We start from the raw sequence: 13564 nt of genomic DNA on the forward strand, positions 1-13564 counted from the left end.
CTGCTCGTGGATACTCGAACGACCCCGTGCGGATGTCGCGTGGGGTCGTTTTAATACTGTCCGATGTCGGCCGTGACGCGGTCGAGAATGCTCTTGGGCGCGCGGACGAACTCCGAGCGGCTCAAAGGCTCGCCGTCGCCGGGACGTGTCGTCGCAATCATCGCGATCTTGGTCACGGTGAGATTTTCATGGAGCGGATCGCAGCGATCGGCCTTGACCCCGTCGATGACCATCAGGTCCTCATGCCCGCGGAAGCGGGCGGCGAGGGCCCATTCAACTTCGCGCGGGTTCTCGATATCGACATCGTCGTCCACGACGGTGATCAATTTCAGCAAGTTGACCTGCCCCATCGCAAGCATCGCCGCGCGCTTGCCTTCCCCCAATCGCGGCTTGTGCATGGAAATGATCGCATGAAGGCGGCCCATACCGCCTTCGGTGATCAGCACCCGCCGTACGGCCGGTATCATGCGCTGCAGCGCCTGACGGAGTGTCGCGCCGATCGCGATCCCACCAAGGAGACAGTGCTCGCTGGCGTAGCCAGGCAAAATGGCCTGGTAAATCGCGTCATGCCGCCGGGTGATGCATGAAATCCGCCCCCCCAAGCCCGCGCCATAGCTGACATAGAAGCCGTGAAACTCCGAAACCGGGCCTTCCTCGATCTGCTCTTCGGGATCGAGCTCTCCCTCCAGGACGATTTCGGCGTCAGCCGGGACTTCCAGGTCGACGGTCTTGCATTTGACCAACCTCAGAGGCTCACCAAGCATGCCGCCGACATTGTCGAATTCGTCATCGCCAAGACCAAGATACAATTGCGAGCCAAGAAGTACGGCAGGATGGTTTCCAATGGCGACCGCGATGGGCAACCGTCGGCCGAGCGCCTTGGCTTTTTCTGCCAACAAGTTGAGATGATGATTCTTGGCGATGCCCGCCATGATCCTGCCGCCGCCCTCGAGGCGAAGCCGCGCAATGGATACGTTGCGGCGCCCGTTCTCCGGATCCTTCGCGATGATCACGCCGGCGGTGATGTAGGGCGCCGTCTCGCGTTCGAACCAGGTTGGAACGGGCAGGGAGGCCCGCAGATCGATGTCGCCGGACTGGACGACCTCATGTACGGGTGCGGAGCCGCTCATCACCGGCTTTATCGGATGGGACAGTGCTTGCAGACAAAGATCGTCGAGCTTCTCGGGCGCGACGTTCAGCCCGAGGGCGAACCTCTCCCGCGAGACGAGAAGATTGCCGAGGACGGGTAGGGATCCTGTTTGTTCAAACAGAATAGCCGGGCCGCGATCCCTGAGGGCAAGGACAGCCCCTACTTCAAATTTCGGATCGATTGGCCGCTTCACCCGGTGAAGGGCTCCCAGCTTGTCGAGCTGCGATAGGAACGCGCGCATGCTTTGGTCGGTCATTGATTTGCGCTCTCAAGGATCGTTTTGTTGGTGGCGCCTGCGATGTCCAGTGACCTGACAGCCTCGTAGAGCGTGGCGGCGCCCATCGCCACTGCGTCTGGATCAGCCCATTCGTCAGGACTGTGGCTTTTACCTTCGAGGCACGGGATAAACAGCATGGCCGAGCGACCGATGCGAGCAACGAAGGCGGCGTCGTGGCCGGCTCCGGAGGCCAATTCCGTGGTCTTGTAACCGAGCTTCGCCGCGCTGTTCGTCAGCACATCTCGAAGGTGCGCGTCGCATGGGGTCGGATCGGTCCTGGAGATGATCGCGAAACGATCGCGCTTGACCCCGATCCGGCTTGCTGCGTCGAGGCTATAACGATCGAGCAGCAGCACAAATTCGTCGAGCTGCCCGCTATTTTCAGCCCGGATGTCCAGAACCAGTCGCGCCTGCCCGGGGACCACATTTGCCGCGTTGGGCGAGATTTCGATGATTCCTGTGGTGACCACGAAGTGCCCGCGGCCGCTATTCGCCTGCAAGACACCCTGCTCGGCGGCCCAGGAAATGATCTCGGCGGCTGCGACGCCGGCGTCCCGTCTCAAATTCATCGGTGTCCCACCGGCATGGTCGGCAGAACCGAGCAAAATCAGCTCCACCCGCGCGATTCCGACGATTGCGGTGACGATCCCAAGATCGATGCCTGCGTTCTCGAGAACCCGTCCTTGCTCGATGTGAAGCTCGAGATAGGCCGATATTTTCGGCGGCACCACGCGTTCGAGCGCGGACGGAACGCCGCCGACCCTGGCAATAGCCTCGGACAAACGCTCGCCGCGCTTATTCGTCCGAGACAGCGTTTCGGGGCTCAAGGCACCGGCCATTGCGCGGCTGCCGATGCAGGAGATTCCGTAGTCGCTGGGTTCTTCGGCCAGGAAGTCGACGATCTCAAGCGGGTGATCGAGGCGTTGGCCCGACCTGATCACTGCGCGTGCGACCTCAAGCGCAGCAACGAGGCCTGCTGCTCCGTCAAATCGTCCCCCTGATGGCACCGTGTCCGAATGCGATCCGAGCATGATCGGAGGGAGCGAGAGGCGTCCATCCAACCGGCCTATCAGGTTGCCTCCAGCGTCCATGCGGATGGACAAGCCAGCATCGACGAAGAGATTGCTGAGCCAGGTCCGCCCCTCGTCAAAGCGGGTCGTGAACGACCGACGGGTCCAGGGGCGATCGGGTTCCGTGATGGCGGCGAGCGCCATCAGGTCGGTCCACAGACGGTCGGCGTCGATGCTCGACGCTCTCGGATCGAAGGGCATACCTTACCTGAATATGCAGCCGGGTTGCCTGGCCAATAATCGTTTCCGGAAACGGGCATCAGAAACTTTGCCGTGGCCAGCATTCTGCACCGGGGCCGTTGACAGGGTGTTGCGGCCGGCGCATCTGCGAGGGATAGGAGAATGGATGTCGAGCCAGGCGCGATTGATCGTCGGAATTACTGGAGCGTCGGGCATCGCATACGGTGTCCGGCTCCTGAAGTTGCTGCGACAGGCCCCGGTCGAAACCCATCTTGTGGTGTCGCGGGCGGCTGAGATCGCCATGGCCCACGAAGGTCCCGTGAAAGTGTCGGATGTGCGCGATCTCGCGGATCGCTGGTACAGGTTCGATGATGTGGCTGCACCGATTTCTTCCGGATCGTTTCGCACGCAAGGCATGATCATTGCGCCATGCTCGATCAGAACGATGTCCGAGATCGCGACCGGGGTCACGTCCTCGCTCTTGTCGCGCGCGGCCGACGTCGTGCTCAAGGAGCGTCGCCGGCTGACATTGCTGGTGCGCGAGGCTCCGCTTCATACAGGGCATCTCAGGACAATGACTACGCTGTCTGAATTGGGCGCGATTATCTATCCGCCGGTACCGGCGTTGTATACGAAGCCGGCGGATATTGAGGAGATGATCGATCAAACCGTCGGACGCGTGCTTGATCTTTATGATATCGATCTTGGTGTCGTTACGCGGTGGAAGGATAATGGGCGTGGTTGAGACGCCATATCGCGGTGTGATGCTGGAACGTTCGGTCGGGGTCATCTGATGGATAGGTTTAACCTCGGCAGCTATTCCAGACCAATCTCGACGCCTTCCCCGGACGCGCAGCGTTGGTTCGACGCAGGGCTCAACTGGTGCTACGCCTTCAACAAGACGGAAGGGATCAAGTGTTTTCGGAAAGCACTCGGACATGATCCTGAATGTGCCATGCTGCATTGGGGCATCGCGTACGGAAGCAGTCCATTTTACAACCTGACCTGGCGCGATCATGGCGAGCGCGAGGCGAACGCTGCGACAGGCATTGCCTTTGAACACATCGAGCTGGCGCGCACGTCCTTCCATATGGCGAGCGAGGTCGAGAAGCGGCTGGTCGAAGCTCTGGCTTGCCGTATCCAGAGGCCGCATGCGGTCCCACCCGAGGAGTTCGATCGTTGGGACGACGCGTACGCGGCTGAGATGCGCAGGGTTCATTTTGATTATCCCGACGATCCAGATGTCACGGCACTTTTCGTCGAGGCGCTGATCACCAGGACGCCGCGACGTCTGTGGGATGTCAAGACGGGGCGACCCGCAAGGAACTCGGACGTGATCGAGGCACTTTCCGTCTGCGAGCGCGGCATCGATGTCGTCCATTCGTCAGGCCGGCAACCAAACCCGGCGCTTCTGCATCTGCATATCCATATTCTGGAGATGTCGAACGAGCCCGAGAGAGCCGCGGCTTCCGCGGCTGCTCTGGCGCCCTTGTGTCCGGATGGCGGGCACCTGAACCACATGCCTGCTCACGTCTATATGCTCATCGGCAATTACCGCGCCGCAAAGGAAGCCAGCGAACGGGCGATCGCGGCCAACGACAAGTTTCTTGCTTACGCGGGGTTATTAACCCCCTACACGACTGCATGCGCTCACGATCTTCTCCTGATGATGCATGCTTGCATGTTCCTGGGGCGATGCGGCGACGCGATCGGTGCAGCCGACAAGCTCTCGGGCATGGCGACTGACGAAGTCCTCGCGGTCCGTGATCGGCCGAAGTTCACGACGAGCCTTGAAGGCTACAACTCGATGCGCACGCACGTGATGGTGCGCTTCGGAAAATGGAGCGAAATAATCGACGAGCCTTTGCCTCGAGATCCTGAGACCTATCCGGTTACGACGGCCATGCTCCACTACGCGAAGGGCGTAGCGTACGCAACGTTGCGCGATTTTGTTGCCGCGGAGCGCGAGAGGACACTCTTCCTCGAACGAGTCTCGCTTATTCCGACAGATCGCAAGGTCTTCAACAACACCGCAAAGAGCATTCTCTCGGTTGCGGCAAGCATGCTCGAGGGAGAGCTGGCCTACCATCAAGGGCATTACGAAGCAGCATTCTCCCATTTGCGAGAGGCGGTATCGAGAGATGACGGTCTGGAGTATGTCGAGCCTTGGGCCTGGATGCATCCCCCTCGGCACGCGCTCGGAGCGTTGCTCGCCGAACAGGCGTACTTCGCGGAAGCCGAGCAATGTTTCCGTGACGACCTCGGCTTGAGTCGAGGCGTTCAAAGATGCGCCCAGCACCCCGACAACATCTGGGCGCTTCAGGGTTTGGTCGAGTGCCTGGAGGCACGCCGGGCCACCGACGAGCTAAATGAGATCGAGGTTAGGTTAGGGCAAGCTCGGTTATTGGCTGATATGCCCATCGAGGCTGCCTGCATGTGCCGACGTGGTTCGACCAAGCCATCGGGGCCACGGTCCTGCTGCTGAGAGGCAGAAACCGGGCCATGCGGTGCCTGATCGCACCCACTCGCGCTGATGAGATCGCCTTCGTTCTGGGCGGGCGCGTGCCCGCCGGACATCGCGATCATCGAACGCCTGCGCCGGCGCGCGAGGGCTTGCGCGCGCCCGGGCCCGGATGAACATGCACCTCCTTGGCCGACAGCGGCTCGCCGCATTCGGAGCAGACCATGACGGGGTCGAACATCTTGTGGCAGTTCTTGTGCTCGTGCAGCAACGGTCGTCCGCGCGAGTCGACCATGTGGATGTTGCCCCAGTGCACGATCGACATGATGATCGGATAGAGGTCGAGACCCTTCTGCGTCAGGATATATTCGTAGCGCTTGGGCGCGTCCTGATAGGGGATCTTGCGAAGGACGCCAAAGCGAACGAGCTTCTTCAGCCGGTCCGCCAGGAGGTGCCGGGTCACGCCGAGCGATGACTGGAACTCGTCGAACCTGCGGATCCGAAGAAAACATTCACGCAGGATGAGCAGGCTCCAGCGGTCACCGATGACCGCCACGGTGCGGGCCAGCGAGCACGGCTCCTCTTCGAGCGCATCCCATTTCATCAACGTTCTCCGGTCCATCTGCATTGGCGATACAAATAAATTCTAAATCAGAACTCACGCCATTTCAATAGGATGACGAGATTATAAGGCTTCAGGCCATGTTATATGACGACAATCATATTGACAGTTCTAAAATAGAACTTTAGAAACCCCGCCACGATCAATCAGGCGGCAAGCAATCGCCGCCATCGAAGGGAAGGGCGTTCCATGGCTGCTCCGCTCAAGGTCGAGTTTCACTTCGATTTCGGCAGCCCCAATGCCTACCTTGCCGAGCTCGCGCTGCCCGCGATTGAGCAGCGAACGGGCGTGACGTTCGACTACGTGCCGGTGCTGCTCGGCGGCGTCTACAAGGCGACCGGCAACATGTCGCCCGCCGAGTCGCTGCGCGGGATCAAGAACAAGCCGGACTACAATGCGCTCGAGACCGAGCGTTTCCTGCGCCGTCACAACATCACGAAATTCAAGACGAACCCGTTCTTCCCGGTGAATACGCTGATGCTGATGCGCGGCGTTGTCGCGGCCGGGTTCGAGGGGATGTTCGAGTCCTACTTCCGCGCGGCGTATCACCACATGTGGGTCGAGCCCAAGAAGATGGACGACCCGCAGGTGTTCCGCGAAGCGTTCCTGTCATCGGGGCTCGACATCGACCGCATCATCGCCCGCGCCCAGCAGGACGACGTCAAGAAGAAGCTGATCGAGAACACAAGCAGCGCCGTGGCGCGCGGCACGTTCGGCTCTCCGACGTTCTTCGTCGGCGACCAGATCTACTTCGGCAAGGACAGCCTGCGCGACGTCGAGGACGAGATCGTTGCGCAATTGGCCGCGGCGCAGCGCAAGCGCGCCTGACCGCGCGTCAGGATCCGGAACGAGCCGAGCCCGCAAAGGGCCTTTCAACGGGAGGTGTCATTGGCAAACTGGCAGCAGGCTGCAGCCGAAATCACGAACGCGTTGCCGCACCGCATCCATGAGGTGATGGACCGCTATGTCGCCGCCACACCCGACCGGACGGCGCTGATCGAAGACAATGCCAGCCTGACTTATCGCGAACTCGACCGGGCGGTTGACGCTACGGCGGACGCCCTCCGCGCGCTCGACGTTCGCGCCGGCGATCGCCTGATGATCGTCAGCGAGAACTCGATCGCGCTCGCGTGCCTCCTGTTCGCTGCAAGCCGCCTCGATGCCTGGGCGATTGTCGCCAACCCGCGGCTGTCGCGGCGCGAGCTCGATCAGATCAGGGATCACAGCGGCGCCCGGCGCATGTTCTTCACGGCAGAGGTCTCCGAAGAGGCGGCCGCGCACGCGACGCGTTACGAGGCTCCGTTGCAGGATGTCGGGCCGCTCCGCGGCATCGGCGTCTCCGCGCTGAACCGGGATACTCAGGCCGAGCCGGTCGAGGCGGATGGCACACGGCAAGTGGCGGTCCTCATCTACACGTCAGGCACCACTGGAACGCCGAAGGGCGTCATGCTCACGCATCGGAACCTGCTGTTTTCGGCGCGAACCACGGCGACCTTGCGCAACATGACGGCGGACGACGTGCAGTATTGCGTGCTGCCGATCTCGCACATTGTCGGCATCTCGCTCTTGACGATGACGCTGATGGTCGGCGGCATCACCCGGCTGGTCACCAAATATAATCCGGCTGCGCTGGCCAAGGCGCTGGCCGAGGAAGGCATCACGCTCCTGAACGGCGTGCCCGCCACCTACCAGCGGCTGCTGGAATACAAGCAGATGGCGGGCTTGCAGAGGCTGGCGCGCGGCGCGCTGCGCCTGATGAGCGTCGCCGGCGCGCCGCTCGACCTCGAGCTCAAGGCAAGGGTCGAGAAGGAGCTCGGTCTTCCGCTCGGCAACGCCTTCGGCATTACTGAATGCTCGCCCGGTATTTCCGGCGTGCGGCCCGAGGCGCCGCGCAGCGACAATTCGGTCGGCGTCCTCGTGCCGGGTATCGAGGCCCGGATCGTGGCGCGCGACGGCACCATCGTGACGAACGGCGATATCGGCGAACTGCATGTCCGCGGACCGAACGTGATGCGCGGCTATTATCGGGCGCCGGACCTCACCGCGAAAGCGATCGACCCGGACGGGTGGTTCAACACGGGCGACCTCGCGCGCTTCGAGGGCGATGCGCTGTTCATCGTTGGCCGCACCAAGGAGATGATCATCCGCTCGGGCTTCAACGTCTATCCCGCCGAGATCGAGGCGGTGCTGAGCACCCATCCCGACGTGGTGCAATGCGCCGTGGTCGGGCGGCCGGTCATGGGCAATGAAGAGATCGTGGCCTTCGTCCAGCTGCTCAAGGGCTCCTCGACCACCGCGCAGGACGTAATGGCGCATGTCGCGCCGGAGCTCACCTCGTACAAGCGGCCGTCCGAGATCATCCTCATGGACGCGCTGCCGGCCACTTCGACCGGCAAGCTCCTGAAACACAAGCTGGCGGAATCGCTGCGCAACTGAAGCGAGCGAGATCGCTTCAAAGTCTCATAAGGAGAAATCCGTGCAGAAGAGAAACAGGACGGTTGCGGTGATCGGCGCCGGTGACTTTATCGGCGGCGAGATTGCCAAGAAATTCGCTTCGGAAGGCTTCACGGTTTTCGCCGGCCGTCGTAACGGCGACAAGCTCGTGCCGCTGGTCAAGGACATCGAGGCCGCCGGCGGCGAGATCCACGCCCGCTCGCTCGACGCACGCAATGAGAGGGAGATCGTCTCCTTCCTCAATGACGCCGACAAGCACGCGCCGCTCGAGGTCTGCATCTTCAACATCGGCGCCAACGTCAATTTCCCGATCCTGGAGACCACCGAGCGCGTGTTCCGGAAAGTCTGGGAGATGGCCTGCTATTCCGGCTTCCTTGCCGGGCGCGAGGCAGCGCGGCTGATGCTGCCGCATGGAGGCGGCAACATCTTCTTCACCGGCGCGACCGCGTCCTTGCGCGGTGGGTCCGGCTATGCCGCCTTCGCCAGCGCCAAGTTCGGCCTGCGGGCCGTCGCGCAGGCGATGGCGCGCGAACTCGGACCGAAGAACATCCATGTCGCTCACCTCATCATTGACTCCGGCGTCGATACCGAATGGGTGCGGCAGCGCCGGCTCGAAGCGCTCGGCCCCAATGCGCTCGACGATCCGGACCTGCTGATGCCGCCCGCGTCTGTGGCCGCGTCCTACTGGCAGCTCTACCAGCAGCCCAAGAGCGCCTGGACGTTCGAGCTCGAGATCCGTCCCTTCGGCGAGAAGTGGTAGGGAGGGCGTCCCATGGAGCTCGCGCTGTCTCCGGAAGACGCGGCGTTTCGCGACGAGGTCCGCGCGTTCATCAAGGACAATTATCCGGCCGCGATGCGCGTCCCCAATCCGGAGACCGACCTTTCGAAGGAGCAGATGCTGCTGTGGCATCGCATCCTCCACAAGAAGGGCTGGATCGCGCCGCTCTGGCCCAAGGACTATGGCGGGCCCGGCTGGTCCATCACCCGTCGTTTCATCTTCGAGCAGGAGACGACGCGCGCCGGCACCATGCCGCCCCTGGCGTTCAGCGTCACCATGGTCGGTCCGGTGATCTACACCTTTGGCAACGAGGCCCAGAAGCAGAAATTTCTGCCGCGCATTCTTTCTGGCGAGGATTGGTGGTGCCAGGGCTATTCGGAGCCCGGATCGGGCTCGGACCTCGCCACCGTCCGCACCAAGGCGGTGCGCGACGGCGACCACTACATCGTCAACGGTCACAAGACCTGGACCACACTGGCGCAGCACGCCGACTGGATCTTCTGCCTGGTGCGGACCGATCCGGCCGCCAAGCCGCAATCCGGCATTTCCTTCCTCCTGATCGATATGAAGTCGCCGGGCGTCACCGTGCGCCCGATCATCACCATCGACGGCTCCCACGAGGTCAATGACGTCTTTCTCGAAGACGTGCGCGTACCCGTCGCGAACCTGATCGGCGAGGAAAACAAGGGCTGGACCTACGCCAAATTCCTGCTCGGCAATGAGCGCACCAGCATGGCCGGCATCGGCCGCTCGACGCGCTACATCGCCAGGCTGAAGCAGATCGTGAAGGCGGAGATCCCGGAAGACGATCCGGTGCATCTCGAATTCATCAGAGACATTGCCAAGGTCGAGCTCGACGTGCTGGCGCTGGAAGCGACCGAGTTGCGCGTCGTTGCCCAAATGGCCCGCGGCATCGACCCGGGGCCGGCGGCCTCGTTGTTCAAGATCCGCGGCACCGAGATCTTCCAGGACATCACCGAGCTGACCCATCGCGCGACCGGCAATTACGGGCTGGCCATCCGCGAGCATCCGGTCAGCGCCAATCGCTTCATGCCGGGGCCGGAATACGGGCACACCGCATCGGAAAAATACCTGAACTCGCGCAAGCTCTCCATCTACGGCGGATCAAACGAGATCCAGCGCAACATCATCGCCAAGGCCGTGCTCGGTCTTTAGCAAACAGCAGCACGGGAGGAAGCGGATGGATATCCAGTTCACGGAAGAGCAGGAGCTGCTCCGATCCAGCGTCCAGCGCCTGCTGCGCGACCAGTATGATTTCGATGCACGCCGCAAGATCCTCGCGAGCGAGGAAGGGACCGGCCGCAGCCAATGGCAGGCCTTCGCCGAGCTCGGCCTGCTGGCGGCGCCGTTCGCCGAGGAGGTCGGCGGTCTCGGCGGCGGTCCGCTGTCGACCATGATCATCATGCAGGAGTTCGGCCGTCACCTCGTGGTCGAGCCGTTCGTCGAGACGGTGGTGCTCGCAGGCCACCTGCTCGAGCGCGCCGGGTCGGCCGGGCAGAGGCAAGGCTTCATTCCGGACATCATCGCCGGCACCAGGACCTGGGCGCTTGCCTGGAGCGAAAAGGGCTCGCGCTTCGATCTCGCCAGCGTCGCCACCACGGCACGGCGCGAGGGCAAGGGCCATGTGCTGACCGGTGAGAAGACCGCGATCATCGCCGCGCCCTGGGCGGACTATCTGATCGTTTCGGCGCGGACCTCCGGTCAGCAGCGCGATCGTAACGGCGTCAGCCTCTTTATTGTTGACCGCCGCGCCGCCAACCTCGATCTCCAGAGCTTCAAGACGATCGACGGCCGTCGCGCGGCGGAGATCAGCCTGCGCGGCGTCGCCGGCCAGTTGCTGGGCGAGGAGGGCGAGGGCGTGACCGCGCTGGAAGCCTGTCGCGACCGTGCCATCGGCGCGCTCTGCGCCGAGGCGGTCGGTGCGATGGCTGAGCTGAATTCCGCGACGCTGGACTATTCCAAGACCCGCAAGCAGTTCGGCACGACGATCGGATCCTTCCAGGTGTTGCAGCATCGGATGGTCGACATGTTCATCGCCCATCAGGAGGCACTTTCGCTGATGCAGCATCTCACGCTGACCCTGGATGCAGGCGAGGCTGGAGTTTCGCGGCTAGCGTCCGGAGCCAAGACCAAGATCGGCTATGCCGGCAAATTCATCGCCGACCAGGCGGTGCAGCTGCACGGCGGCATGGGCATGACTGACGAATTGAACGTCGGGCATTATTTCAAGCGGATTTCCTCCATCAACATCCAATTCGGCGATCCCGCCTTTCACCTGTTGCGCTACGCGCAGCTTGATGCGGCAGCCTAGCAGAGAGGCAGACATGACGACTGAAGCAGTGATCGTTTCCACCGCGCGCACCGGCGTCGGCAAGGCCTATCGCGGCGCGCTCAACAACACCGACGGTCCGACGCTCGCCGGCCACGTGATGGCCGAGGCTGTGAAGCGCGCCGGCATCGCGCCCGGCGAGGTCGAGGACGTGGTGATGGGCTGCGCCATGCAGCAGGGCACCATGGTGATGAACGTCGCCCGCAAGGGTGCGATCCGCGCCGGCCTGCCGGTCACGGTCGCTGGCACCACGATCGACCGGCAATGCGCCTCCGGCCTCCAGGCGATCGCGGTTGCCGCGCGCTCGGTGATGCTTGACGGCGTCGAGATCGCGATCGGCGGCGGCATCGAGTCGATCAGCCTGGTGCAGAACGACCACATGAACCGCTTCCACGCCGTCGACGACGAGCTAATGGCGATGAAGCCCGAAATGTACATGTCGATGCTGGAGACGGCCGAAGTGGTCGCCGATCGCTACAAGATCGGACGCGACCGGCAGGACGAATACTCGCTCGAATGCCAGCGCCGCGTCGGTGCCGCATTGCAGGGCGGCCGCTTCGCAGACGAGATCGTGCCGATCACGACCAGGATGGCCGTCGTCGACAAGGACACCAGGGACGTCACGTATCAGCAGGTGACCTTGTCCAAGGACGAGGGCCCGCGTCCGGACACGACCGCAGAAGGCCTTGCCAAGATCAAGCCGGTGTTCGAGGGCAAGACCATCAGCGCCGGCAATGCCAGCCAGCTCTCCGATGGCGCTTCCGCCTGCGTGATCATGAGCGACAGGGTCGCCGCGCAGAAGGGCTTGAAGCCGCTCGGCATCTTCCGCGGCTTCGTCGCCGCCGGCGTCGAGCCGGACGAGATGGGCGTCGGTCCCGTGGTCGCGATCCCGCGGCTCCTGAAGCGGCACGGTCTGAAGATCGACGACATCGATCTCTGGGAGCTCAACGAAGCCTACGCGGTGCAGGTGATCTATTGCCGCGACAAGCTCGGCATCGATCCCGACAAGCTCAACGTCGATGGTGGCTCGATCGCGATCGGCCATCCCTATGGCATGACGGGTTCACGGCTGACCGGCCATCTCCTGATCGAGGGCCGGCGGCGCAAGGCGAAATACGGCGTGGTCACCATGTGCATCGGCGGCGGCATGGGCGCGGCCGGCCTGTTTGAAATCGTCCACTGATCGGAAAACGGAGTTTTCGCGTGAAGACAGCAATCACTGAACTTTTCGGCATCCAGCATCCGATCATCCAGGGCGGCATGCACTATGTCGGCTTCGCCGAGATGGCGGCGGCCGTGTCGAATGCCGGCGGCCTCGGCATCATCACGGGCCTGACCCAGAGGACGCCGGAACTGCTGGCGAAGGAAATCGCGCGCTGCCGCGACATGACGGACAAGCCGATCGGCGTGAACCTGACGTTCCTGCCGAGCTTCACGGCGCCGCCTTATCCGGAATACATCGCCGCGATCAGGGAGGGTGGCGTGAAGGCCGTGGAGACCGCCGGCCGCAGCCCGGAAGCGTACATGCCGGCCCTGAAGGCCGCCGGCATCAAGGTGATCCACAAATGCACCTCGGTGCGGCATTCGCTGAAGGCCGAGAAGATCGGCTGCGACGCGGTCAGCGTCGACGGTTTCGAATGCGGCGGTCATCCCGGCGAGGATGATATCCCGAACATGATCCTGCTGCCGCGGGCGGCCGACGAACTGAAGATTCCGTTCGTGGCATCGGGCGGCATGGCGGACGCCCGAAGCCTCGTTGCGGCGCTGTCGATGGGCGCCGCCGGCATGAACATGGGCACCCGCTTCATCGCGACCAGGGAAGCCCCGGTCCATGACAACGTGAAGCAGGCGCTGGTCAGGGCGACCGAGCTCGACACGGTGCTGGTGATGCGCGCGCTGCGCAACACCGAACGCGTGCTGAAGAACAAGGGCGTCGACGAGCTTCTCCAGATCGAGCGCGAGAAGGGCGCCGCGCTGAAGATCGATGACATCCACGAACAGGTCGCCGGCGTCTACCCCAAGGTGATGATCGACGGCCAGATGGATGCCGGCGCGTGGAGCTGCGGCATGGTGGTCGGCCTGATCCACGACATCCCGACGGTCAAGGAGCTGATCGACCGCATCATGCGCGAGGCCGAGCAGATCATCCGGCAGCGGCTGACCGGCTTCCTCGACGGTGCTTTCGAAACCACACCGGCCCGCGCGGTCGCCTGATCGCGAAA

At 63.0% G+C, this 13564-nt stretch carries 12 protein-coding genes; 9 read left to right on the top strand and 3 right to left on the bottom strand.

Features of this window, described 5'->3' with window-relative positions; translation table 11 throughout:
* Nucleotides 1-50: 50 nt before the first annotated feature.
* Together IC761_RS07165 and ertE are read right to left on the bottom strand one after the other, a co-directional pair.
* A complete protein-coding gene (locus tag IC761_RS07165) occupies nt 51-1406 on the bottom strand; it encodes a UbiD family decarboxylase (protein ID WP_195802562.1) in 1356 nt (451 codons plus the stop codon).
* Nucleotides 1403-2641, bottom strand: coding sequence for an N-carbamyl-l-glutamate amidohydrolase ErtE (ertE, locus tag IC761_RS07170; protein WP_246791456.1), 1239 nt, complete (start codon nt 2639-2641; stop codon nt 1403-1405). Before ertE ends, IC761_RS07165 begins: the two co-directional genes overlap by 4 nt.
* Before the next feature lie 202 nt (nt 2642-2843).
* Between ertE and IC761_RS07175 the strand changes: the two genes are divergently transcribed.
* Together IC761_RS07175 and IC761_RS07180 are read left to right on the top strand one after the other, a co-directional pair.
* Nucleotides 2844-3422 (top strand): UbiX family flavin prenyltransferase, encoded by a 579-nt coding sequence (locus tag IC761_RS07175; protein WP_195802564.1) that lies wholly within the window; start codon nt 2844-2846, stop codon nt 3420-3422.
* Between the two features lie 48 nt (nt 3423-3470).
* A complete protein-coding gene (locus tag IC761_RS07180; protein WP_195802565.1) occupies nt 3471-5162 on the top strand; it encodes a tetratricopeptide repeat protein in 1692 nt (563 codons plus the stop codon).
* A 97-nt stretch (nt 5163-5259) separates the two neighbouring features.
* On the opposite strand, the gene IC761_RS07185 is transcribed toward IC761_RS07180, so the two are convergent.
* Nucleotides 5260-5742, bottom strand: a complete 483-nt coding sequence (locus IC761_RS07185) for a winged helix-turn-helix transcriptional regulator (protein WP_195802566.1) — start codon at nt 5740-5742, stop codon at nt 5260-5262.
* A gap of 207 nt (nt 5743-5949) precedes the next feature.
* Here IC761_RS07185 and IC761_RS07190 point away from each other — a divergent pair, with 207 nt between their 5' ends.
* From IC761_RS07190 to IC761_RS07220, 7 genes are read left to right on the top strand one after another with little or no spacing between them, the layout of a single operon-like run.
* On the top strand, nt 5950-6588 hold the full coding sequence (locus tag IC761_RS07190; protein WP_195802567.1) for a 2-hydroxychromene-2-carboxylate isomerase: 639 nt from the start codon (nt 5950-5952) through the stop codon (nt 6586-6588).
* Nucleotides 6589-6648: 60 nt separating this feature from the next.
* Nucleotides 6649-8196: a class I adenylate-forming enzyme family protein gene (locus tag IC761_RS07195; RefSeq protein WP_368367100.1), complete on the top strand. Its 1548-nt coding sequence runs from the start codon at nt 6649-6651 to the stop codon at nt 8194-8196.
* 40 nt (nt 8197-8236) lie between these two features.
* The gene (locus IC761_RS07200; protein ID WP_195802568.1) at nt 8237-8974 is read left to right on the top strand and encodes an SDR family oxidoreductase; all 738 of its coding nucleotides are present in this window, start codon (nt 8237-8239) and stop codon (nt 8972-8974) included.
* A 12-nt stretch (nt 8975-8986) separates the two neighbouring features.
* Nucleotides 8987-10168 carry an acyl-CoA dehydrogenase family protein gene (locus IC761_RS07205; protein WP_195802569.1) on the top strand — a complete coding sequence of 394 codons (1182 nt, stop codon included), beginning with the start codon at nt 8987-8989 and terminating at the stop codon, nt 10166-10168.
* Between the two features lie 25 nt (nt 10169-10193).
* Nucleotides 10194-11324 carry an acyl-CoA dehydrogenase family protein gene (locus IC761_RS07210; RefSeq protein ID WP_195802570.1) on the top strand — a complete coding sequence of 377 codons (1131 nt, stop codon included), beginning with the start codon at nt 10194-10196 and terminating at the stop codon, nt 11322-11324.
* Nucleotides 11325-11337: 13 nt separating this feature from the next.
* Nucleotides 11338-12525, top strand: a complete 1188-nt coding sequence (locus tag IC761_RS07215) for an acetyl-CoA C-acyltransferase (protein WP_195802571.1) — start codon at nt 11338-11340, stop codon at nt 12523-12525.
* A 20-nt stretch (nt 12526-12545) separates the two neighbouring features.
* Nucleotides 12546-13556 (top strand): NAD(P)H-dependent flavin oxidoreductase, encoded by a 1011-nt coding sequence (locus tag IC761_RS07220; protein WP_195802572.1) that lies wholly within the window; start codon nt 12546-12548, stop codon nt 13554-13556.
* Nucleotides 13557-13564 lie beyond the last annotated feature (8 nt).

It is taken from the genome of Bradyrhizobium commune, assembly GCF_015624505.1.
Classification (GTDB): domain Bacteria; phylum Pseudomonadota; class Alphaproteobacteria; order Rhizobiales; family Xanthobacteraceae; genus Bradyrhizobium; species Bradyrhizobium commune.

Excerpts from the sequence above, each read along its gene's own strand:
- IC761_RS07185 (WP_195802566.1), bottom strand. The coding sequence starts at position 5,742 with ATGAAATGGGATGCGCTCGAAGAGGAGCCGTGCTCGCTGGCCCGCACC.
- IC761_RS07215 (WP_195802571.1), top strand. The coding sequence starts at position 11,338 with ATGACGACTGAAGCAGTGATCGTTTCCACCGCGCGCACCGGCGTCGGC.
- ertE (WP_246791456.1), bottom strand. The coding sequence starts at position 2,641 with ATGGCGCTCGCCGCCATCACGGAACCCGATCGCCCCTGGACCCGTCGG.
- IC761_RS07190 (WP_195802567.1), top strand. The coding sequence starts at position 5,950 with ATGGCTGCTCCGCTCAAGGTCGAGTTTCACTTCGATTTCGGCAGCCCC.
- IC761_RS07210 (WP_195802570.1), top strand. The coding sequence starts at position 10,194 with ATGGATATCCAGTTCACGGAAGAGCAGGAGCTGCTCCGATCCAGCGTC.
- IC761_RS07180 (WP_195802565.1), top strand. The coding sequence starts at position 3,471 with ATGGATAGGTTTAACCTCGGCAGCTATTCCAGACCAATCTCGACGCCT.
- IC761_RS07175 (WP_195802564.1), top strand. The coding sequence starts at position 2,844 with ATGTCGAGCCAGGCGCGATTGATCGTCGGAATTACTGGAGCGTCGGGC.
- IC761_RS07205 (WP_195802569.1), top strand. The coding sequence starts at position 8,987 with ATGGAGCTCGCGCTGTCTCCGGAAGACGCGGCGTTTCGCGACGAGGTC.
- IC761_RS07165 (WP_195802562.1), bottom strand. The coding sequence starts at position 1,406 with ATGACCGACCAAAGCATGCGCGCGTTCCTATCGCAGCTCGACAAGCTG.